At 59.2% G+C, this 22,114-nt stretch carries 20 protein-coding genes and 1 riboswitch; of the genes, 10 read left to right on the top strand and 10 right to left on the bottom strand.

Annotated features, from left to right (window positions below):
* The first annotated feature begins 1 nt into the window (after window position 1).
* From rpoC to ACUTQY_RS24570, 4 genes are all read left to right on the top strand, one after another.
* Window positions 2–4,225: a DNA-directed RNA polymerase subunit beta' gene (rpoC, locus tag ACUTQY_RS24585; protein ID WP_033644357.1), complete on the top strand. Its 4,224-nt coding sequence runs from the start codon at window positions 2–4 to the stop codon at window positions 4,223–4,225.
* Between the two features lie 168 nt (window positions 4,226–4,393).
* A complete protein-coding gene (locus tag ACUTQY_RS24580; protein ID WP_033652702.1) occupies window positions 4,394–4,840 on the top strand; it encodes a GNAT family N-acetyltransferase in 447 nt (148 codons plus the stop codon).
* Window positions 4,840–5,304 carry an oxidoreductase gene (locus tag ACUTQY_RS24575; RefSeq protein WP_033644359.1) on the top strand — a complete coding sequence of 155 codons (465 nt, stop codon included), beginning with the start codon at window positions 4,840–4,842 and terminating at the stop codon, window positions 5,302–5,304. The genes ACUTQY_RS24580 and ACUTQY_RS24575 overlap by 1 nt, the downstream gene beginning before the upstream one ends.
* Before the next feature lies 1 nt (window position 5,305).
* Entirely contained in the window at window positions 5,306–6,580 is a 1,275-nt protein-coding gene (locus ACUTQY_RS24570; RefSeq protein ID WP_033644360.1) for a sensor histidine kinase, read from the top strand.
* On the opposite strand, the gene ACUTQY_RS24565 is transcribed toward ACUTQY_RS24570, so the two are convergent.
* The 8 genes from ACUTQY_RS24565 to ACUTQY_RS24530 all read right to left on the bottom strand — a co-directional run bounded on the left by ACUTQY_RS24565 (window position 6,566) and on the right by ACUTQY_RS24530 (window position 14,299).
* Window positions 6,566–7,261 (bottom strand): response regulator, encoded by a 696-nt coding sequence (locus ACUTQY_RS24565; RefSeq protein WP_033644361.1) that lies wholly within the window; start codon window positions 7,259–7,261, stop codon window positions 6,566–6,568. The genes ACUTQY_RS24570 and ACUTQY_RS24565 overlap by 15 nt on opposite strands.
* 816 nt (window positions 7,262–8,077) lie before the next feature.
* The gene (gene thiH / locus ACUTQY_RS24560; RefSeq protein ID WP_046688069.1) at window positions 8,078–9,211 is read right to left on the bottom strand and encodes a 2-iminoacetate synthase ThiH; all 1,134 of its coding nucleotides are present in this window, start codon (window positions 9,209–9,211) and stop codon (window positions 8,078–8,080) included.
* Window positions 9,211–9,990, bottom strand: a complete 780-nt coding sequence (locus ACUTQY_RS24555; protein ID WP_046688070.1) for a thiazole synthase — start codon at window positions 9,988–9,990, stop codon at window positions 9,211–9,213. Before ACUTQY_RS24555 ends, thiH begins: the two co-directional genes overlap by 1 nt.
* 1 nt (window position 9,991) lies before the next feature.
* The gene (thiS, locus tag ACUTQY_RS24550) at window positions 9,992–10,192 is read right to left on the bottom strand and encodes a sulfur carrier protein ThiS (protein ID WP_016929423.1); all 201 of its coding nucleotides are present in this window, start codon (window positions 10,190–10,192) and stop codon (window positions 9,992–9,994) included.
* The gene (locus ACUTQY_RS24545) at window positions 10,189–10,938 is read right to left on the bottom strand and encodes a HesA/MoeB/ThiF family protein (protein WP_033644364.1); all 750 of its coding nucleotides are present in this window, start codon (window positions 10,936–10,938) and stop codon (window positions 10,189–10,191) included. The genes thiS and ACUTQY_RS24545 overlap by 4 nt, the downstream gene beginning before the upstream one ends.
* Window positions 10,931–11,581 (bottom strand): thiamine phosphate synthase, encoded by a 651-nt coding sequence (gene thiE, locus ACUTQY_RS24540; protein ID WP_046688071.1) that lies wholly within the window; start codon window positions 11,579–11,581, stop codon window positions 10,931–10,933. The genes ACUTQY_RS24545 and thiE overlap by 8 nt, the downstream gene beginning before the upstream one ends.
* On the bottom strand, window positions 11,574–13,517 hold the full coding sequence (thiC, locus tag ACUTQY_RS24535) for a phosphomethylpyrimidine synthase ThiC (RefSeq protein WP_046688072.1): 1,944 nt from the start codon (window positions 13,515–13,517) through the stop codon (window positions 11,574–11,576). Before thiC ends, thiE begins: the two co-directional genes overlap by 8 nt.
* Before the next feature lie 114 nt (window positions 13,518–13,631).
* Window positions 13,632–13,756: riboswitch (TPP riboswitch) on the bottom strand.
* A 39-nt stretch (window positions 13,757–13,795) separates the two neighbouring features.
* Window positions 13,796–14,299, bottom strand: a complete 504-nt coding sequence (locus ACUTQY_RS24530) for an Rsd/AlgQ family anti-sigma factor (protein WP_019456431.1) — start codon at window positions 14,297–14,299, stop codon at window positions 13,796–13,798.
* Window positions 14,300–14,400: 101 nt separating this feature from the next.
* Here ACUTQY_RS24530 and nudC point away from each other — a divergent pair, with 101 nt between their 5' ends.
* The 6 genes from nudC (at window position 14,401) to ACUTQY_RS24500 (ending at window position 18,776) form a co-directional block, all read left to right on the top strand.
* The gene (nudC, locus tag ACUTQY_RS24525; RefSeq protein ID WP_033644901.1) at window positions 14,401–15,168 is read left to right on the top strand and encodes an NAD(+) diphosphatase; all 768 of its coding nucleotides are present in this window, start codon (window positions 14,401–14,403) and stop codon (window positions 15,166–15,168) included.
* Window positions 15,169–15,206: 38 nt separating this feature from the next.
* A complete protein-coding gene (gene hemE, locus ACUTQY_RS24520; protein WP_033644367.1) occupies window positions 15,207–16,271 on the top strand; it encodes a uroporphyrinogen decarboxylase in 1,065 nt (354 codons plus the stop codon).
* A gap of 9 nt (window positions 16,272–16,280) precedes the next feature.
* On the top strand, window positions 16,281–16,967 hold the full coding sequence (gene nfi / locus ACUTQY_RS24515) for a deoxyribonuclease V (RefSeq protein ID WP_046688073.1): 687 nt from the start codon (window positions 16,281–16,283) through the stop codon (window positions 16,965–16,967).
* Window positions 16,968–17,015: 48 nt separating this feature from the next.
* Window positions 17,016–17,606, top strand: coding sequence for a YjaG family protein (locus ACUTQY_RS24510; protein WP_033644369.1), 591 nt, complete (start codon window positions 17,016–17,018; stop codon window positions 17,604–17,606).
* A 189-nt stretch (window positions 17,607–17,795) separates the two neighbouring features.
* Entirely contained in the window at window positions 17,796–18,068 is a 273-nt protein-coding gene (gene hupA / locus ACUTQY_RS24505; protein ID WP_004929874.1) for a nucleoid-associated protein HU-alpha, read from the top strand.
* Window positions 18,069–18,104: 36 nt separating this feature from the next.
* A complete protein-coding gene (locus ACUTQY_RS24500; RefSeq protein ID WP_080273415.1) occupies window positions 18,105–18,776 on the top strand; it encodes a DUF1481 domain-containing protein in 672 nt (223 codons plus the stop codon).
* 49 nt (window positions 18,777–18,825) lie between these two features.
* Here ACUTQY_RS24500 and purD read toward each other — a convergent pair whose 3' ends face one another.
* The gene (gene purD, locus ACUTQY_RS24495) at window positions 18,826–20,109 is read right to left on the bottom strand and encodes a phosphoribosylamine--glycine ligase (protein WP_046688074.1); all 1,284 of its coding nucleotides are present in this window, start codon (window positions 20,107–20,109) and stop codon (window positions 18,826–18,828) included.
* 48 nt (window positions 20,110–20,157) lie between these two features.
* On the bottom strand, window positions 20,158–21,747 hold the full coding sequence (gene purH, locus ACUTQY_RS24490; protein WP_103682164.1) for a bifunctional phosphoribosylaminoimidazolecarboxamide formyltransferase/IMP cyclohydrolase: 1,590 nt from the start codon (window positions 21,745–21,747) through the stop codon (window positions 20,158–20,160).
* Window positions 21,748–22,114: the final 367 nt, after the last annotated feature.

Raw genomic sequence — 22,114 nt, 5'->3', positions numbered from 1 at the left:
CGTGAAAGACTTATTGAAGTTTCTGAAAGCGCAAACTAAGACCGAAGAGTTTGATGCGATCAAGATTGCTCTGGCCTCGCCAGACATGATCCGTTCGTGGTCGTTCGGTGAAGTTAAGAAGCCGGAAACCATTAACTACCGTACGTTCAAACCAGAGCGTGACGGCCTTTTCTGCGCCCGTATCTTCGGGCCGGTAAAAGATTACGAGTGCCTGTGCGGTAAGTACAAGCGCTTGAAACACCGCGGCGTGATCTGTGAGAAGTGCGGCGTTGAAGTGACCCAGACCAAAGTGCGTCGTGAGCGCATGGGCCACATCGAGCTGGCTTCCCCGACTGCGCACATCTGGTTCCTGAAATCGCTGCCATCCCGCATCGGTTTGCTGCTGGATATGCCGCTGCGTGACATCGAACGCGTACTGTACTTCGAATCCTATGTGGTGGTCGAAGGCGGTATGACCAACCTCGAGCGTCGTCAGATCCTGACCGAAGAGCAGTATCTGGACGCGCTGGAAGAGTTCGGTGACGAATTCGACGCCAAGATGGGTGCGGAAGCCATTCAGGCCCTGTTGAAAAACATGGATCTGGAAGCCGAGTGCGAGCAGCTGCGTGAAGAGCTGAACGAAACCAACTCCGAAACCAAGCGCAAGAAGCTGACCAAGCGTATCAAGCTGCTGGAAGCGTTCGTACAGTCCGGTAACAAGCCGGAGTGGATGATCCTGACCGTGCTGCCGGTACTGCCGCCGGATCTGCGCCCGCTGGTTCCGCTGGATGGCGGTCGTTTCGCGACGTCGGATCTGAACGATCTGTATCGCCGCGTGATCAACCGTAACAACCGTCTGAAACGCCTGCTGGATCTGGCTGCGCCGGACATCATCGTGCGCAACGAAAAGCGTATGCTGCAAGAAGCGGTAGACGCCCTGCTGGATAACGGCCGTCGCGGTCGTGCGATCACCGGTTCCAACAAACGCCCTCTGAAATCTTTGGCCGACATGATCAAAGGTAAGCAGGGTCGTTTCCGTCAGAACCTGCTCGGTAAACGCGTTGACTACTCAGGCCGTTCCGTTATCACCGTAGGTCCATACCTGCGTCTGCATCAGTGCGGTCTGCCTAAGAAGATGGCGTTGGAGCTGTTCAAACCGTTCATCTACGGCAAATTGGAGCTGCGTGGCCTGGCCACCACCATCAAAGCCGCCAAGAAAATGGTTGAGCGTGAAGAAGCCGTCGTTTGGGATATCCTGGACGAAGTGATTCGCGAACACCCGGTACTGCTGAACCGTGCACCAACCCTGCACCGTTTGGGTATCCAGGCGTTTGAACCGGTTCTGATCGAAGGTAAAGCGATCCAGCTGCACCCGCTGGTTTGTGCGGCCTATAACGCCGACTTCGATGGTGACCAGATGGCCGTTCACGTACCGCTGACGCTGGAAGCCCAGCTGGAAGCGCGTGCGCTGATGATGTCCACCAACAACATCCTGTCCCCAGCGAACGGCGAGCCAATCATCGTTCCTTCTCAGGACGTTGTACTGGGTCTGTACTACATGACCCGCGACTGTGTTAACGCCAAAGGCGAAGGCATGGTGCTGAACGGTTCCAAAGAAGCTGAGCGTGTTTACCGCGCCGGCCTGGCGTCGCTGCATGCGCGCGTTAAAGTGCGTATCACCGAAGACGTCAAGAACGCCGAAGGCGAGTGGACCTCTCAGACCAGCATCATCGACACCACCATCGGCCGCGCCATCCTGTGGATGATCGTACCGAAAGGTCTGCCGTACGCGATCGTTAACCAGCCTTTGGGCAAGAAAGCGATCTCCAAGATGCTGAACACCTGTTACCGCATCCTGGGCCTGAAGCCGACCGTTATCTTTGCTGACCAGATCATGTACACCGGCTTTGCTTACGCAGCCCGTTCCGGCGCTTCCGTAGGTATCGACGACATGGTTATCCCGGCCAAGAAGGCGGAGATCATCGAAGAAGCGGAAACCGAAGTTGCCGAGATCCAGGAGCAGTTCCAGTCTGGTCTGGTGACCGCCGGCGAACGCTACAACAAAGTGATCGATATCTGGGCTGCCGCGAACGAACGCGTTGCGAAAGCGATGATGGAAAACCTGTCGGTAGAAGACGTGGTTAACCGTGACGGCGAAGTGGAACAGCAAGTTTCCTTCAACAGCATCTTTATGATGGCCGACTCCGGTGCGCGTGGTTCCGCCGCTCAGATTCGTCAGCTGGCCGGTATGCGTGGTCTGATGGCGAAGCCGGACGGCTCCATCATCGAAACGCCAATCACCGCGAACTTCCGTGAAGGTCTGAACGTACTCCAGTACTTCATCTCCACTCACGGTGCTCGTAAAGGTCTGGCGGATACCGCACTGAAAACCGCGAACTCCGGTTATCTGACCCGTCGTCTGGTTGACGTGGCGCAGGACCTGGTGGTGACCGAAGACGACTGTGGCACCCACGACGGCATCCTGATGACTCCGGTTATCGAAGGTGGCGACGTGAAAGAGCCGCTGCGTGAACGCGTTCTGGGCCGTGTGACGGCAGAAGACGTCCTCAAGCCGGGTACGGCGGACATTCTGGTGCCGCGCAACACCCTGCTGAACGAGAAGGCGTGTGACCTGTTGGAAGAGAACTCTGTCGACAGCGTTAAAGTCCGTTCCGTGGTGAGCTGTGAAACCGACTTCGGTGTGTGTGCAAACTGCTACGGTCGCGACCTGGCACGTGGCCACATCATCAACAAAGGTGAAGCCATCGGCGTTATCGCGGCACAGTCCATCGGTGAGCCGGGTACACAGCTGACGATGCGTACGTTCCACATCGGTGGTGCGGCATCTCGTGCGGCTGCTGAATCCAGCATTCAGGTGAAAAACAAGGGTAGCATCAAGCTGAGCAACGCGAAGTTCGTTATGAACGCCGCAGGCAAGCTGGTGATCACCTCGCGTAACACCGAACTGAAACTGATCGACGAATTCGGCCGTACCAAAGAAAGCTACAAGGTGCCTTACGGCGCCGTGATGGGCAAAGGCGACGGTGAAGAAGTTAACGGCGGCGAAACCGTTGCTAACTGGGATCCGCATACCATGCCGGTCATCAGTGAAGTCAGCGGCTTCATTCGCTTCGCCGACATGGTCGACGGCCAGACGATTACTCGTCAGACCGACGAACTGACCGGTTTGTCTTCTCTGGTTGTTCTGGACAGCGCAGAGCGTACCGGTAGCGGTAAAGACCTGCGTCCGGCACTGAAAATCGTTGACGCTAAGGGCGAAGACGTATTGATCCCAGGTACTGATATGCCTGCTCAATACTTCCTGCCGGGCAAAGCGATCGTTCAGCTGGAAGACGGCATTCAGATCGGTGCGGGTGATACCCTGGCGCGTATTCCTCAGGAATCCGGCGGTACCAAGGATATTACCGGTGGTCTGCCGCGCGTTGCCGACCTGTTCGAAGCGCGTCGTCCGAAAGAGCCGGCAATCCTGGCTGAAATCAGCGGGATTATCTCGTTCGGTAAAGAGACCAAAGGCAAACGTCGCCTGGTGATCTCTCCGCTGGACGGCAGCGACGCTTACGAAGAGATGATTCCGAAATGGCGTCAGCTCAACGTGTTCGAAGGCGAAGTGGTGGAACGTGGCGACGTCGTCTCCGACGGCCCAGAGTCTCCGCACGACATTCTGCGTCTGCGTGGCGTGCATGCGGTTACCCGCTACATCACCAACGAAGTGCAGGAAGTTTACCGTCTGCAAGGCGTTAAGATTAACGATAAGCACATCGAAGTTATCGTTCGTCAGATGCTGCGTAAAGGCACTATCGTTAGCGCTGGTGGCTCCGAGTTCCTGGAAGGCGAGCAGGCTGAAGTGTCTCGCGTCAAGATTGCCAACCGTCAGCTGGAAGCTGAAGGTAAGATCCCGGCAACCTTCTCGCGCGATCTGCTGGGTATCACCAAGGCTTCCTTGGCGACCGAGTCCTTCATCTCCGCCGCATCGTTCCAGGAAACGACGCGCGTTCTGACCGAAGCTGCCGTAGCCGGCAAGCGCGACGAACTGCGTGGCCTGAAAGAGAACGTCATCGTGGGCCGTCTGATCCCAGCCGGTACCGGTTACGCTTATCATCAGGATCGCATGCGTCGTCGTGCTCAGGGCGAAGCGCCGGTTGTTCCGCAAGTCAGCGCGGAAGAAGCGACCGCGAACCTGGCCGAACTGCTCAACGCAGGTCTGGGCGGCAGCGACGACGAGTAATCGTCATCCGCGCCGTGGGCCCGCTACGCCGGGCCCATCGCCAGATAAACCGCTCCCTCGGGGGCGGTTTTTTTTCGCCTCGCGCCGGGTTATGACAAACTTTGCTACTATGGTTACAGCAGAAATTGACCGGCGCTTTTTACCTGACAACCAAGGACAGCACAAAACATGGACAGCCTCATTACCTTCGAAAAACTGACGGCGAAACACCTGCCTTACCTGTATGAGATCCGCTTTTCCGTCGAAGAGAACCTGCTGCATCCGCATCAGATCCAGTATCTGCAGCGCAAGCAGGCGCTGGAAGACATCAACCAGGGCGGTGGCTGGATCTGCAAGTATGGCGAGGACTATGCCGGCGTTGGATTCGGGTTGTTCATCCCCGAACCGTTGATCGGCGGACTGTTCGTGAAGCCGGAATACCAATCAATGGGAATGGGTTCTGCCTTGCTGGCGCGCGTCACTGCCTGGATGTTTGAGCACGGCGCCGAAGCCATTCACTTAACCACCGATCCCGGCTCTAAAGCCGAAGGTTTTTATCAACATCACGGTTGGGATGTGATCGGGCGGGATGAGTTCGGTCAGGCGGAGCTGGTGAAACGCAAAGAGGGTGAATAATGAAAATCAAAGGATTGATGACGTTACTGCTGCTTTCGCTGTTCAGCGCACCGTTGTACGCGGCCGTTGACTCTTTTTACCTGAAGCCGGCGGACGGCGAGAAGATCAATGTCACCCGACAGATGCTGGAGGCGATGCCGTCGCACACGATTAAAACCTCGACCAATTTCACCCCGGAAGAGGCGTTCACCGGCGTTGAGTTTTCGGAGCTGGTGAAAGCGTACCATCTGCAAGGGAAGTCGGTGCGCGCCTTCGCGTGGGACGACTATTCCTATTCGATGCCGATTGACGAGATGATTAAATATCGCGTGATTGTCGCCTATCTGCGCGGCGGTAAGCCGATCGACGTGGGGGAGCTGGGGCCGTTCGCTATTATCTATCCGCGCGATCAATACCCCGAGCTGAATAACCTGGACGTGAACGCGAAAACCGTCTGGCAAGTCAAACGGCTGGAGATTAAATGAGATGAGCAAGAAACTGATCGGTACTCTTATCGCGTTGGTTGCCATCTTCTCCTTATTAATTTTGCTGATTGCCATTAACTTCGGTGGCGTAAAAGAGCGCTATAAGCAGATCGAACCCAATCTGGATAACTACTCGGTGGCCGAGATCCTGTTTCTGGCGTTTGAAAGAACCAAAACTGCGCTGCTGCTCAGTGAAAACGACGACTACGACGCTTTCCTGATCAAAAAGAAAATATTTTACTCGAAGATCCAAATCCTGGAGAGCCGCTCCACCTTCAGCGACTCTTTCTATTACGACGACGAATTTATCAAGAACGTCGCTCTGCTGAAGCAACAGTACCGAACGCTGGGCGATCTTTCCGTCGGTTTGCTGGCAGGGCGGAAAAGCAAGGCGGATATCCTCGCTTATATGGATGACATCGAGGGCACGTTGGTCGATATCCAGGAGATTATTTATCGGATACAAATTAAAAACTTCACCGAGGTTAAAGGCATCATCCAGGATAATTCGAGAAAAGCCGAGATGTTCGCCGTCTTATCGCTGATTTTGGTGTTCCTGATGATGTTCCTGGTGGTGAGAAACGCCTTCTCGTTAAAAGAGATCATCAAGAACAAGAACATCTTTATCTCATCCATCTACCATGAAATCGCCGGTTCGACGCAGGCCATCGTCATCGCCGCGGATATCATGGAGCACGAGCTGGCGCAGGAAGAGCTCAAAAAGGAGGCCCGCCTGATCTCCTACCACGGCAACAAGATCGCCGAACAAACGCGTGAGGTGATGGATTATTCGCGGTTTGAAATGGGGGAGGTTAACGTCAATATTTCCACCTTTCGGCTGCATGAGGTGGTGGACGATGCCATGACCAGTATCAGCGCTGGGCGCGGTAATCGCATCGTGGTGCGTCGTTCATCCTATGTTGGTTTGATTTGCTCCGACAAATACAAGCTCTACCGAATATTGGCCAATCTGCTCAGCAACGCGGACAAATTTACCCACCACGGCGCGATCATCCTCAACGTGAAGGTGTGCCATGGCAATCTGTATTTATGGGTAAAAGACAACGGCATCGGATTTAACGTTAATAATCTGGAACGGTTGTACAAGGCGTTCAATCAGGGAGTAGAAAGGGAAACGCGGCAGGGACTGGGGCTGGGGCTGACCATTATCAAGAATTATGTGACGACGCTGAAAGGCGCCATCAGAGTCAAATCCACCGAAGGCGTTGGTTCATCGTTTTTCATCCGCATTCCGGTCAAACTAATTAAAGAATAAATTCGACAGCAGCAGTGAGGAGATAATCAGCGGTTTGGTCGGTTTTTCCACCAGGTGCACGTCATAGTGCAGGATCATATCGCCGATATTCTTCTCATAGTGATTCAGCTGGCCGGTCAGAATGATGATGCGCGCGTGCGGATCGAGGGTGTCCTTTATTTTCTTCACGACGCGTTCTGAGGTTTCGCCGAAGTCCAACAGCCAGTCCAGAATAAACGCCTCAAAGGACTGTTGCTCAAGTGCGGCCAGCATGGCATCCGCCGTTTGAAAGGTCTCGGTCTCAATGCCGTAGCGGCAGGCGATTTTCTTCAACAGCTCGAGGATATCGCTGTCGTTGTCCAGGATCGCGATGCGCGGCGCCGGCAGAAAGTCTATCTTGTTGACTCTGTACAGCGGTACGTCGGCCTGCGTATCCCGGCTGGTATTGATGATGAAAAGGTCATCTTTTTTGTAGGCGTAGGTTTCGTCGTCGTCCAGCTGTGTCACCGGGTGTTCGTCGACTTCAACCTTACAGCGTTTGTGAATGCTGTTCATGATAAAAACGCCGTTATGCGTTCTTTGGCCGGCGAATGGCTCGTTGAAGTACTGAAACACCTTTCTGACTTCGTCGAGGGTGATGCCCCTTTTACCATCCAGCTTCTGCTTGGCGCTGTTGTACTGAAGGTTCAGTATGTTGGCCATCGTGGAGGCATGTTTTCTGTCGCCAACCCCTTTAAGAGTGAGCAACGCGCTGATTGCATCGATGTAATTTGGCGTTTTCTTCATGACAACCTTGGCTTTTTTGATGTTGACCGCGAGCGTGGCAAATCTGCGCGAGGACCCGTGCTGGATTATAGATGATGCCCCGGAGGTTGCGGTGATATCAGTTTGATTTTCCTTGGCAAACTCAGAATACACTCGATATCAAATAAAAAAACACTCAAAAGACATTCACATTTAATCGTTTGTATGGTTAATTAGCGCACATACTGTGTGATTCGCGTCCTGGGGGGGTTGCCAGTCTCACAAAATAAACCGCCTGCTCTTGTCTGTAAGCAGGGAGCAGGCGGCAAAAAAACGCGACGGCCAACACCAGGGCCATTGGCAGTATCGGGGATTACCCCTCGAGTCACTTTTCGTCTCCGCATCGACTTTTTCCTCGTTCTGCCGTTCTCTGCCGCAACGGGCTCCATTGAAAAACACTCTGCGTGAGTGCTGAACACCGCTATTCCCTCATCATGCCCGTCACCTGAGCCGATAAAACCGCCTGTTCGTGCGTGCCCTCAGGCGCAGGTTCCAGGATGGCCGTTGGTGAGGAACCGGAGTCGCGCAAGAGCGTCTGTGCGCGATCCGGGGTTGGATAAGGCGGGGCCATCGAGAGGGTAACGGCCCCGGCCGACACCGGGTTTGGCGGTCGGCAACGTCACTATAATCGGCGCGTTTGCCGGCGCCAGCGCCACCGTTCGGCATTGCGCGGCCGCTCCAGCGTTTTCTTCGCACGGCGGCAAACGTTGCCGCTTATTGCGCGCTGCGTCCCAGATAATCGTCCCAGTCTTTCCACACTGGCTGCAGCCCGGCGTTGCTGATGGCCTCGGCGACCTGCTGCGGCGTGCGGCCGTCGTGCGGCTCAAACTGTTCCAGCTCAGGCGGTACGTCGTCGGCATAGCCGCCGGGTTGCGTCTTGGATCCGGCGCTGACGCTATTGATCGCCACCGGGATCATATGATCGCGGAAGTACGGCGACTCCCGGGTAGACAGCGACAGCTCAACGTCCGGCGCGAACAGCCGGAAGGCGCAGATCAGCTGCACCAGCTGAGGCTCACTCATGATAGACGCGGGCTCAATGCCGCCGGCGCAGGGGCGCAGGCGTGGGAACGAGATCGAGTAGCGGCTCTGCCAATAGGTTTGCTGCAGGTAGAACAGGTGTTCCGCCAGCAGATAGCAGTCGGTTCGCCAGCTGTGGGACAGGCCGATTAACGCGCCGAGGCCGATCTTGTCGATCCCGGCGCGCCCCAGGCGATCCGGCGTGGCCAGGCGCCAATGGAAATCCTGCTTCTGGCCGCGCAGGTGGTGCTGCAGATAGGTGGCCGGATGGTAGGTTTCCTGGTACACCATCACGCCGTCCAGGCCCAGCGTTTTCAGTTCGGCGTATTCCTCCTGCGCCAGCGGCTGCACTTCCATCATCAGCGAGCTGAAGTGGCGGCGGATCGCCGGAATGTGCTGGCGGAAATAGTCCATGCCGACCTTGGTCTGATGTTCGCCGGTGACCAGCAACAGATGTTCGAACCCCAGCGCCTTGATGGCTTCGCACTCGCGCGCAATCTCCGCCGCATCCAGCGTTTTGCGCTTGATGCGGTTGCTCATCGAAAAGCCGCAGTAGGTGCAGTCGTTGGCGCACAGGTTGGACAGGTACAGCGGCACATAGAAGCTGACGACGTTGCCGAACCGCTGACGGGTCAGCAACTGCGCGCGTTGCGCCAACGGTTCCAGATACGGCGCGGCCGCGGGGGAGATCAGCGCCATAAAGTCGTCGCGCGTCAGCTTGTCGGCGTTCAATGCGCGTTCCACGTCGCGCGCCGTTTTGCCGTTGATGCGCAGCGTAATGTCGTCCCAGTCCAGCTGTTGCCAGCGGCTACTGAAATCGTCGGTCATCACTGCGCCTCCTCTGGCTGGCTGAGGAAAGCGGTCAGCGGGCTGGACGCGACCGCGCCGCGCTGGCTGGAGCCTAATCCGGCGCTGCGTGCCAGCTCGCCGGCCTCCAGCGCCAGGCGAAATGCCCGCGCCATCTGCACCGGATCGCGCGCCACGGCGATGGCGGTATTCACCAGCACCGCGTCGGCGCCCAGCTCCATCGCTTCCAGCGCGTGGCTTGGCGCGCCGATGCCGGCGTCTACCACCACCGGCACCTTAGCTTGCTCGATGATGATTTCGAGGAAGTCACGGGTGCGCAGACCGCGGTTGGAGCCGATAGGGGCGCCGAGCGGCATCACCACTGCGCATCCCACTTCTTCCAGCCGTTTGCACAGCACCGGATCGGCGCCGCAGTAGGGCAGCACCACAAAACCGTCTTTCACCAGCGTTTCCGCCGCCTTCAGCGTTTCTATCGGATCCGGCAGCAGGTATTTCACATCGGGATGGATCTCCAGCTTCACCCAGTGGGTGCCGAGCGCTTCGCGCGCCAGTCGGGCGGCGAACACCGCTTCGGCGGCCGTTTTGGCGCCGGAGGTATTGGGCAACAGCCTGACGCCCAACTGTTGCAGCGGCGCCAAAATGGCGTCGTTGCCGCCGCGCAGATCGACGCGCTTCATGGCCATGGTCACCAGCTGTGAGCCGGAGGCCGCCAGCGCCTCCAACATCAGCGCCGGGGTGGCGAACTTGCCGGTGCCGGTGAACAGGCGCGAGGTAAAAGTGGTATCGGCGATTTTCAGCATGTCAGCCTCCGGCGATCGCTTGAAACAGCAAAATGTCGTCACCGTCCTGCACCTGATGGTCGGCCCAGTCGGCGCGTGGGATGATGGTTTGGTTGATCGCCAGCGCGGTGCCCGGCTGGTGGCGTTCCAGCTGGGTCAGCAGGGCGGCGACGCTGAGCGGCTGTGCCAGCTCCAGCGGTTGGTCGTTCAGACGGATCTTCATGCGGCGCCTCCGCAGACCGGGCAGGCGCGGGCCCGGCTCAGCTGCAGCGTGCTCCAGCTCTGCTGCTTGCCGTCGAACAGCCGCAGCTTGCCGCTGAGGGAGGAAGGAAGGCCGGCCAGCATCTTGATGGCCTCCAGCGCTTGCAGAGTGCCGATCACGCCCACCACCGGGCCGAGCACCCCGGCGGTGCGGCAGTTGCGCTGCGGTTCTTCCTGCTCCGGGTACAGGCAGGCGTAGCAGCCGTGCGCATAGGGCGGCTCGAGCACCAGCAGCTGGCCGCTGAAACCCACTGCGCTGCCGCTGATCAGCGGCTTGGCGGCGGCGATGCAGGCGGCGTTGACCTCATGGCGGGTCGCCATGTTGTCGCAGCAGTCCAGCACCAGATCGGCGCGGGCGACCGCGTCGCGCAGCGCTTGCCCTTGCAGCCGCTGCGCCAGCGGGATGGACTCCACCAACGGGTTCAACGCCTGCAGATGGCGTTGCGCCAGCGCCGCTTTGCCGGTGGCGGTATCGGCGCTGCGGTACAGGATTTGCCGCTGCAGGTTGGTGACGTGCAGCGTGTCGTCGTCGGCCAGCAGCAGCGTGCCGACCCCGGCGGCGGCCAGATACAGCGAAGCCGGGGACCCCAGCCCCCCCAGGCCGACGATCAGCACCGTGGCGCGCTTGAGTTTTTCCTGACCTTCCGGGCCGACATCCTCCAGCAGCAGCTGGCGGCTGTAGCGCAGGAACTCCCGATCGTTAAGCATCGTTCGGCTCCTTACCTTCGATCAGCCGCAGCAGTTCGGCCGTCGCCGCGCGCCAGTCCGGCGCCTGGGTGATGGCGCTGACCACCGCCACGCTGCCGACGCCGCACGCCAGCACCGCCGGTACGCGATCGATACTGATCCCGCCGATCGCCACCGTCGGGTAATCCGCCAAACCGGCGATGTGGCGTTTTAACTCCGCCAGCCCCTGCGGCGCCGAAGGCATGTCTTTGGTCTGGGTGGGGAAGATGTGCCCCAGCGCGATGTAGGAGGGTTTCACCGCCAGCGCGCGCGCCAGCTCGGCATCGTCATGGGTGGAAACGCCGAGCCGCAGCCCGGCGCGGTGAATGGCCGCCAGATCGGTGGTATCGAGATCTTCCTGGCCCAGATGCACGCCGTAGGCGCCGTGCTTGATCGCCAGCCGCCAGTAATCGTTGATGAACAGCCGCGCCTGATAACGCCGGCCCAGCGCGATGGCGGCGGCGATATCCTCTTCGACCTGCTCGTCCGGCAGATCCTTGATGCGCAGCTGGATCGTGGTAACGCCGGCCTCCAGCAGACGAGCGATCCATTCCACGCTGTCGACGACCGGGTAAAGCCCCAGTTTGTGGGGCGTCGCCGGGAAGGGCGTCGTGATATCAGTCATTGCTCGTCTCCTCCTGCAGATTGCCGGCGCTGTGATACAGCTCGCTGCCGCGGGCGCGGAACTCGGCGGACATTTTTTCCATGCCGGTCAGCTGCACCTCGATCGGTTTGGCGGCCTCTTGGGCGGCGGCGTAGTCGCGCACCTCTTGTGAAATCTTCATCGAGCAGAATTTCGGTCCGCACATCGAGCAGAAGTGAGCGATCTTGCCGGACTCCTGCGGCAGGGTTTCGTCGTGATAGGCGCGCGCGGTGGCCGGATCGAGCGCCAGATTGAACTGATCTTCCCAGCGGAATTCGAAACGCGCCTTGGACATGGCGTTATCGCGAATTTGCGCGCCCGGATGGCCTTTGGCCAGATCGGCGGCGTGGGCGGCGATCTTGTAGGTGATCAGGCCCTGTTTGACGTCCTCTTTATTCGGCAGGCCGAGGTGCTCTTTCGGCGTGACGTAACACAGCATGGCGCAGCCGAACCAGCCAATCATCGCCGCGCCGATGCCGGAGGTGAAATGGTCATAGCCCGGGGCGATATCGGTGGTCAGCGGGCCAAGGGTGTAGAACGGCGCTTCGTGGCAATGTTCCAGCTCTTCGGTCATGTTGCGGCGGATCATCTGCATCGGCACGTGGCCCGGGCCTTCAATCATCACTTGTACGTCGTATTCCCAGGCGATTTTGGTCAGCTCGCCCAGCGTATGCAGCTCGGCGAACTGGGCCTCGTCGTTGGCGTCCTGAATCGAACCGGGGCGCAGGCCGTCGCCGAGCGACAGCGAAACGTCGTAGGCGGCGCAGATCTCGCAGATTTCACGGAAGTGCTGATAGAGGAAGTTTTCCTGATGGTGCGACAGACACCATTTGGCCATGATCGAGCCGCCGCGCGACACGATGCCGGTCAGGCGTTTGGCGGTCATCGGCACGTAGCGCAGCAGCACGCCGGCGTGGATGGTGAAGTAATCGACCCCTTGTTCAGCCTGTTCCAGCAGCGTATCGCGGAACATCTCCCAGGTGAGGTTTTCCGCCACGCCGTTGACCTTCTCCAGCGCCTGGTAGATAGGCACGGTGCCGATGGGCACCGGGCTGTTACGCAGGATCCACTCGCGGGTTTCGTGAATATAGCGGCCGGTGGAGAGATCCATCACGGTGTCTGCGCCCCAGCGGGTGGCCCACACCAGCTTCTCCACCTCTTCTTCGATCGACGACGTGACCGCCGAGTTGCCGATATTGGCGTTCACCTTCACCAGGAAATTGCGGCCGATGATCATCGGCTCCGCCTCCGGGTGATTGATGTTGGCAGGAATGATGGCGCGGCCGGCGGCCACTTCCTGGCGCACGAACTCCGGCGTGATGTTGTCCGGCAGGTTGGCGCCCCAGCCCTGGCCCGGATGCTGGTGGCGTAGCACCTCGCCGCGAATGCGTTCGCGCCCCATGTTTTCACGGATGGCGATAAACTCCATCTCCGGGGTGACGATGCCGGCGCGGGCATAGTGCAGCTGGGTAACGCACTTGCCCGGCAACGCCTTGCGCGGCAGCGGCAGATGTTCGAAGCGCAGGTGATCCAGCCCCTCGTCCGCCAGACGCTGTTGGGTGAAGCCGGAACTGGCGCCGCTCAGGGTCGCAGTATCGCCGCGCGCGTCGATCCAGCCGGCGCGCAGCTTGGCCAGGCCGGCGTGCACATCGAGCTCGGCCTGCGGATCGCCGTATGGGCCCGCGGTGTCATATACCGGGATCGCCTCGTTCTGTTCATACTGCGGGCTATCTTTGCTGCCGCCGACCAGGGTCGGGCTGAGCTGAATTTCGCGCATCGGCACCTGGATATCGCGGCGCGAGCCCTGCAGGTAGATGCGGCGTGAGTTTGGGAAAGCCATGCCTTGCAGCGTGTCGATAAACTGCTGGGCGGCTTCGCGTTGCGCTTTACGGGCGCGCGGTGGATTAACGTTAGACATAGCAAGTTCCTACCAGTGTGTTGGGTTGGGAAAGTTGCTTGTCTGGAGCTCGGAGGGAGTAATGATGGTGGCCGATAAGGCTGGACGCCCGCAAAGGGAAGGCCGTGCCTGTGGCGATAGATTACTCTTGTTCCCTTCGCGGGTATTAGCCCGATCAGGTTCCGCGGATCCCGAATTAACGGTCTCAGCCTGGCTGATTCGATGAACAAATCAGGCGCTAGGCACTCCGACAAGATGCCCCCCAGTATAGGAGGGATAAGAAAAAAAACTATAAAATTTTAACGCGCCGGATCCAGCGCCTGGTCCGGCAGCGGTTGCTGCGCGGCCTCCGCTTCCAACAGGATCAGCTTATCTTCCAGCGCAAAGCGCGCCGCCAGCGTTTCGCCGATATCCGACAAGGCCTGATGGAATTCCAGACAGACCTCCTGATCGATATCCACTTCGGTATAGCGATCGTGGAACGCCATGATCTGTTCGGTATTGGCCCATAGCTTGGGGTAGATGTTCACCGCCAGCGACATTTTCGGACTGGCTGCGCCTTCCACTTGTTTGATAATTCTGTCATAGATATGAAAATGCCCTGCGGAGAGGTAATCCACCAGGTTATGGCAAAAGTTCTCCAGCGCTTTTTCATTCAGCGGCGTATGCTTTTCTTTATTCGGTTTGAGGCCTACCAGCGTGCAGTAGGCGACCAGCAACTGCTTGCGGGCCTGAAGCCATTGATCAACTAATTCATTACTACCGCCAACGCGCTGAGTCAGCCTTTCCAAACGGTTGAGCATGTTTGACTCCGTGTAAGTAATAAAAGTAACCGGTAAGTTATTAAAATGTAACAAAGCCGATTTGTAGAGTGCCAGTGAAGCTGAGGTTGTGCAACAACGATATGGAACTTGCATTAACGGGCAATGAAAACGGCTGGTGGATCGTCAGCCATGAAAGCAAACTTTGGTTACCGAACGGTGAATTGCCGTCGGGGACGGCCGCCGTCCTCGGGCTGCAGGGCCACATGGCGCGCATCATCGGTGAGTGGGAGGGCGCGCCGGTCTGGCTGGTGCGCCAGGCGATGCCGCGGGAGATGGGATCGGTGCGTCAGCTGTTGGATCAGGATCGTGGTCTGTTCCAGCTTGCCGGGCGCGGCGTGCAGCTGGCGGATTTCTACCGCTCCCATCGCTTTTGCGGCTACTGCGGCCATGAGATGCATCTCAGCCGCACCGAAAGCGCCTGCCTCTGCGGCCACTGCAAAGAACGGTACTACCCGCAGATTGCGCCCTGCGTGATCGTCGCCATTCGGCGCGACGATCAGATCCTGCTGGCGCAGCACGTGCGCCATCGCGGCGGTATCCACACGGTGCTGGCCGGTTTCGTCGAAGTGGGCGAAACGCTGGAGCAGGCGGTGGCGCGCGAAGTGATGGAAGAGAGCAATATCGAAATCAAGAACCTGCGCTACGTCACTTCACAACCCTGGCCGTTCCCACACTCGCTGATGATGGCCTTTATGGCCGATTACCATCAGGGCGACCTTCGTCACGATCCCAAGGAGCTGCTTAACGCCGGCTGGTATCGCTACGACCAACTGCCGCTGTTGCCGCCGCCCGGCACCGTGGCGCGCCGGTTGATTGAGGACACCGTGGCGCTGTGCCGGGAAGAATAATGTACAATGGCCGGCAGATTATTAAGGGAGCCCCATAAATGACTGAGTTGAAGAACGATCGCTACCTGCGCGCGCTGTTGCGCCAGCCGGTGGATGTGACCCCCGTATGGATGATGCGCCAGGCCGGTCGTTATTTGCCGGAGTACAAGGCGACCCGTGCCCAGGCCGGTGATTTCATGTCGCTGTGCAAGAACGCGGAGCTGGCCTGTGAGGTTACGCTGCAGCCGCTGCGCCGCTATGCGCTGGACGCCGCCATTCTGTTCTCCGACATTCTCACCATTCCCGACGCCATGGGGCTTGGCCTGTACTTTGAAGCCGGCGAAGGCCCGCGTTTCAGCTCACCTATCACCTGCCGTGCCGACGTCGACAAACTGCCGGCGTTCGATCCGGAAGTGGAGCTGGGCTATGTGATGAACGCGGTGCGCACCATCCGCCGCGAGCTGAAGGGCGAAGTGCCGCTGATCGGCTTCTCCGGCAGCCCGTGGACGCTGGCTACCTATATGGTTGAAGGCGGGAGCAGCAAGGCCTTCACCAAGCTGAAAAAAATGATGTATGCCGAACCGGCCACGCTGCACCTGTTGCTGGACAAGTTGGCGGACAGCGTGATCCTGTACCTCAACGCCCAAATCAAGGCCGGCGCGCAGTCGGTGATGGTGTTCGACACCTGGGGCGGCGTGCTGACCGGGCGCGATTACCGCGAGTTCTCGTTGCACTACATGCACAAGATCGTCGATGGCCTGCTGCGTGAAAATGACGGCCGCCGCGTGCCGGTGACGCTGTTTACCAAAGGCGGCGGGCAGTGGCTGGAGGCGATGGCTGCCACCGGCTGCGATGCGCTGGGGCTGGACTGGACCACCGATATCGCCGACGCGCGTCGGCGCGTGGGCGACAAAGTGGCGCTGCAGGGCAATATGGATCCGTCGATGCTCTATGCTTCTCCGGCGCGCATCGCGGAAGAGGTGGAGACCATTCTGGCCGGTTTTGGCCACGGTAACGGTCATGTGTTCAACCTGGGCCACGGCATCCATCAGGATGTGCCGCCTGAGCACGCCGGCGCCTTCGTCGAGGCGGTGCACGCGCAGTCGGCGAAATACCACCGTTAAGGATTCGATGTGACCGATATGCAGGCCCTGCGCGCCGAACAGCTGCGGCGCGCTGCTGAAGTCATTCGCTACGACGATCTGCCGGCCGAACCGCCGGCCTTCATCGCCGGCGCTGACGTGGGCTTTGAGCAGGAGGGGGCGGTGACGCGTGCCGCCATCGCCATACTGCGCTATCCGTCGCTGGAACTGGTGGAATATCAGGTGGCGCGCATCGCCACCGTCATGCCTTATATCCCGGGCTTCCTGTCGTTTCGCGAATACCCGGCGCTGTTGGCCGCCTGGGGACAGCTGCGGCAAAAGCCGGGGCTGATCTTCGTCGATGGGCATGGCATTTCACATCCGCGGCGCCTCGGCGTCGCCAGCCATTTCGGCCTGCTGGTCGATGTACCGACCATCGGCGTGGCCAAGAAGCGCCTGTGCGGCAAATTCGCGCCGCTGGAGGCCGCCGTCGGCGCGCTGGCACCGTTGGAAGATAAGGGGGAACAGCTGGGCTGGGTATGGCGCAGCAAGGCGCGCTGCAACCCGCTGTTCATCTCTACCGGTCACCGCGTGGGCGCCGACAGCGCGCTGGCGTGGGTGCAGCGCTGTATGGCGGGCTACCGTTTGCCGGAGCCGACCCGCTGGGCCGACGCCATCGCTTCGCGCCGTCCGGCGTTTCAGCGTTGGTTGCAGCAGCATCCGGAGGTGTCGCCATGAGCGATTTCGGGTACACTGCGCCGCAGATAACGCGTAAGAGAGTAAAGCATGCTACGTAACCCGATTCATTTACGTCTGGAACGGCACGAGGCTTGGCAACATTTGACCTTTATGGCCAGTTTGTGCGAGCGTATGTACCCGAATTACCAGATGTTCTGCAAACAGACCGAGTTCGGCGATCCGGCGATTTATCGCCGCATTCTGGATTTGGTGTGGGAAACGCTGGTGGTGAAGGACGCCAAGGTCAACTTCGACAGCCAGCTCGAGAAGTTGGAAGAGGCGATTCCGTCGGCGGAAGATTACGATCTTTACGGCGTTTACCCGGCAATTGATGCCTGTATCGCATTAGGGGAACTGATCCATTCGCGGCTCGGCGGGGAGACGCTGGAGCACGCCATCGCCATCAGCGAAACATCGATTCGCACCGTGGCGATGTTGGAAATGACTCAAGCCGGTAGGGAAATGACCGACGAAGAGTTGGGAAGTTTGCCTGCGGTAGAGGAAGAATGGGACATTCAATGGGAAATTTTCCGCCTGTTGGACGCCTGTGAAGAGCGCGATATAGACCTGATCAAGGGGCTGCGATCCGACCTGCGAGAGGCCGGTGTCAGCAACATCGGGATAAATTTAGCGCAATAAGGCAACAAAACGTGATTTAACGCCTGATTTGTCATGCCTTAAGGCTTCACATCCGCACCCTGTCTGGTCTACATTTGGGGGGCGTAAAAAAAGTGGCTATCGGTGCGTGTATGCAGGAGAGTGCTGTCAATCGGCATATCCGTCGCACTCGATGCTTTGCAAACGATAAACACACTGTAAGGATAACTTATGAACAAGACTCAACTGATTGATGTAATCGCGGACAAGGCTGACCTTTCCAAAGCACAAGCTAAACTGGCTCTGGAATCCACCCTGGCTGCTATTACTGAGTCTCTGAAAGAAGGTGATGCAGTACAATTGGTTGGCTTCGGTACTTTCAAAGTAAACCATCGTAGCGAGCGCACTGGCCGCAACCCACAGACTGGCAAAGAAATCAAAATCGCAGCAGCCAACGTGCCTGCGTTCGTTTCTGGCAAAGCACTGAAAGACGCTGTTAAATAAGACCGCGCCTCGGTGAAAAGATTAAACAGAGGGGCGATGGCGCCCCTTTTGTTTACTCGTCGGGTGCTCATGGCCGCCGGCATCGCCCTCGGTCTGAGCGCCTGCAGTTTCCATTCCGATATTCCCAGCTTTACCGCCAGCGGCTTTGTGGCCGATCAAGGCGTGATACGCCTGTGGCGTAAAGACGATGAGCAACATCGCCCGCAGGTGCTGGTCAGCGTCTATAGTCCCTACCGCGGACCGGGTACCATCACCACGCTGTACACCTATCAGGGCGACGTGCTGCGCCAAATCAAACGCAACGACGCCGACGGCGATCGAGATTCCATTCAACTGCGCTTTGCCGACGACGGCACGGTGAGCTTTATGCAGCGCCAGCTGGCGACACGCCGCGAACCGTTGACCCGCGATGAAATCGCCCTGTATCAATATCAGGCGCGACGTATCCTCGAAGTCAGCAATGCGCTGCGCGCCGGCAAGGTCAAATTGCTGCAGGGGCGTTGGTTGCAGGGCGAAGTGCAAACCTGCGACGGGCAGCGCTTAAAACCCGGGTTGGATGCCTCCGCCATCGCCTGGATCGAAAAACGCGCCCGCAGCAGCAGCCGGCCGGTGAGCGTCGCCTGGTTGGAAGCGCCGGAAGGCAGCGAGCTGCTGCTGGTAGCAAACGACGACTTCTGCAGCTGGGAACCGAAAGAAGACCAGCTATAAAAAAGGCCCCGCGCTGCGGAGCCTCTTGTCATGACCTTATCAGGTCGAATCACTTGCCGCGCGCAATCGCGCGATAACCGATATCTTTGCGGCAGAAGCTGCCCGGCCACTGGATGCCTTCCGCCAGCTGATAGGCGCGTTGTTGCGCCTGCGCCACGGTGTCGCCCAGCGCCGTCACGCACAGAACGCGACCGCCGCTGGTGACGACGTCATCGCCCTGCAGGCGCGTGCCGGCATGGAAGACCTTACCGTCGGCGCTTTCCTGTTGCGGCAGCCCCTGGATCACCTCGCCGTTGCGATAGTCACCCGGATAACCGCCGGCCGCCAGCACCACGCCGAGCGCGGGGCGCTCGTCCCAGTCGGAGGTTTTCTCGTTCAGGCGACCTTCGGCTCCCGCCAGGCACAGTTCCACCAGATCGGAACGCAGGCGCAGCATGATCGGCTGGGTTTCCGGATCGCCGAAACGACAGTTGAATTCGATCACCTTCGGCTGGCCGTCGGCGGCGATCATCAGGCCGGCGTAAAGGAAGCCGACGTAGGTGTTGCCTTCCGCCGCCATGCCGCGCACCGTCGGCCAGATCACCTGGTCCATGGCGCGCCGGTGGATTTCGTCGGTCACTACCGGTGCGGGAGAATAGGCGCCCATGCCGCCGGTGTTCGGGCCGGTGTCGCCGTCGCCGACGCGCTTGTGGTCCTGGCTGGTGGCCATCGGCACCACGTTCTCGCCGTCGACCATCACGATGAAGCTGGCCTCTTCACCGTCAAGGAACTCTTCCACCACGATGCGATGACCGGCGTCGCCGAAGGCGTTGCCGGCCAACATGTCGCGCACCGCCTCTTCCGCTTCCTGCAGCGTCATCGCGACGATCACGCCTTTACCGGCCGCCAGGCCATCGGCCTTGATGACGATCGGCGCGCCTTTGCTGCGCACGTAGGCCAGCGCCGGCTCCACGTCGGTGAAGTTTTCATATTCGGCGGTCGGGATGCGGTGGCGCGCCAGGAAATCCTTAGTGAAAGCTTTGGAGCCTTCGAGCTGCGCGGCGGCCTGCGTCGGGCCGAAGATTTTCAGACCGGCGGCCTGGAAGGCGTCGACCACGCCAATCACCAGCGGGGCTTCCGGCCCGACGATGGTCAGACCGATGTCATGGCTCTGGGCGAAAGCGACCAGGGCGGGGATATCGGTGGCGGCGATCGCCACGTTCTCCAGATTGGCTTCCAGCGCGGTACCGGCATTGCCCGGCGCAACGTAGACTTTATCCGCCAGCGGAGACTGGGCGGCTTTCCAGGCCAGCGCGTGTTCGCGCCCGCCGTTGCCGATAATCAAAATGTTCATCAGGGGCTCCACGAATGGCGTGCGCCGGAGCGCACGCGGCAAAAGGAATTAATGGCGGAAATGACGCATGTCGGTGAAGATCATCGCGATGCCGTGTTCGTTGGCGGCGGCGATCACTTCGTCGTCGCGGATCGAGCCGCCAGGCTGGATCACGCAGGTGATGCCGACTGCAGCTGCGGCATCGATGCCGTCACGGAACGGGAAGAAGGCGTCGGAGGCCATGGCGGATCCTTTCACTTCCAGCCCTTCGTCGCTCGCTTTGATGCCGGCGATCTTGGCGGAATAAACGCGGCTCATCTGGCCGGCGCCTATGCCGATGGTCATGTTGTCACGTGCATAAACGATGGCGTTGGATTTCACGAACTTGGCCACTTTCCAGCAGAACAGCGCGTCACGCAGTTCCTGTTCGGTCGGTTGGCGCTCGGATACCACGCGCAGATCGGCGGCGGTCACCATGCCGAGATCGCGATCCTGTACCAGCAGCCCGCCGTTGACGCGCTTGAAGTCCAGCCCCGCCACGCGTTGCTGCCACTGGCCGCAGGCCAGCACGCGCACGTTCTGTTTGGCGGCCAGCAGGGAGCGCGCTTCCTGAGTGACGTTTGGCGCGATGATCACTTCCACGAACTGGCGGCTGATGATCGCCTGCGCGGTGGCGGCGTCCAGCTCGCGGTTAAAGGCGATGATGCCGCCGAAGGCGGAAGTCGGGTCGGTTTGGTAAGCGCGCTCATAGGCGGCGAGGATGTCGTCGCCGATCGCCACGCCGCAAGGGTTGGCGTGCTTGACGATCACGCAGGCCGGTTCGGCAAACTCTTTCACGCATTCCAGCGCGGCGTCGGTATCGGCGATGTTGTTATAGGACAGCGCTTTGCCCTGCAGCTGCTCGGCGGTCGCGACGGACGCTTCCTTTACCTCTTCTTCTATATAGAAGGCGGCTTGCTGGTGGCTGTTCTCACCGTAACGCATATCCTGCTTCTTGATGTAGTTGAGGTTCAGGGTACGAGGGAAGCGGCCGGACGGCTGTTCGGTCTCGCCGTGGTACGCCGGCACCAGCGCGCCGAAGTAGTTGGCGATCATGCTGTCGTAGGCGGCGGTGTGTTCGAAAGCCTTGATGGCGAGATCGAAGCGGGTGGCATAGCGCAGCGAGCCGTCGTTGTTGTCCATCTCGGTAATGATGGCGGCGTAGTCGCTGCTCTTCACCACGATGGCGACGTCTTTATGGTTCTTGGCGGCGGAGCGCACCATGGTCGGGCCGCCGATATCGATATTTTCGACCGCGTCTTCCAGCGAGCAATCTGGGCGCGCCACGGTTTGGGCGAACGGGTACAGATTGACGACCACCATGTCGATAGGCTGGATGTCATGCTGATTCATGACCGTGTCGTCCTGGCCGCGGCGGCCGAGGATACCGCCGTGAACTTTCGGGTGCAGGGTCTTAACTCGTCCGTCCATCATCTCCGGGAAGCCGGTGTAGTCGGAAACTTCGGTAACGGGCAGACCGGTGTCTGCCAGCAGGCGGGCGGTGCCGCCGGTGGAGAGCAGTTCAACGCCGCGCTGGGAAAGCGCTTCGGCGAATTCAACGATACCGGCTTTGTCAGACACGCTGAGCAGAGCCCGGCGGATTGGACGAGGTTGTTGCATGGTTTTATCCCTTGGCTTTGAGTCGCAATTAAAGAGCGTTACGTGAATGTCCACCTCGTTCTCTCTATAAAGCGCGGTTTTCTGCCTTATAAAGGGAGGGACAGGCACAAATTCAGGTAACGCCCCCGTAAAAAGGGGGATCGTTTCGTCGCGGGGAATTGTAGCGAAAACGTTTGCGTGGCGCTCGTAAATTTTCCGTACAAATCGCATCTGTGGATAACACTGTGTGCAAGTGGGTATAAAGCGGGGTTTTGCTGTGGAATGCAGCTAACGATCGTTTTTGCTGAAAATACCTGTTGCGGCCTGCGAGGAACTCCCTATAATGCGCCTCCATCGACACGGAACATGTGAACAACTTCACAGAGTC

It is taken from the genome of Serratia sp. TSA_130.1, from assembly GCF_052691795.1.
Note: the sequence above shows the minus strand (reverse complement) of the source record. Positions and strands in the feature narration are given on the sequence as shown.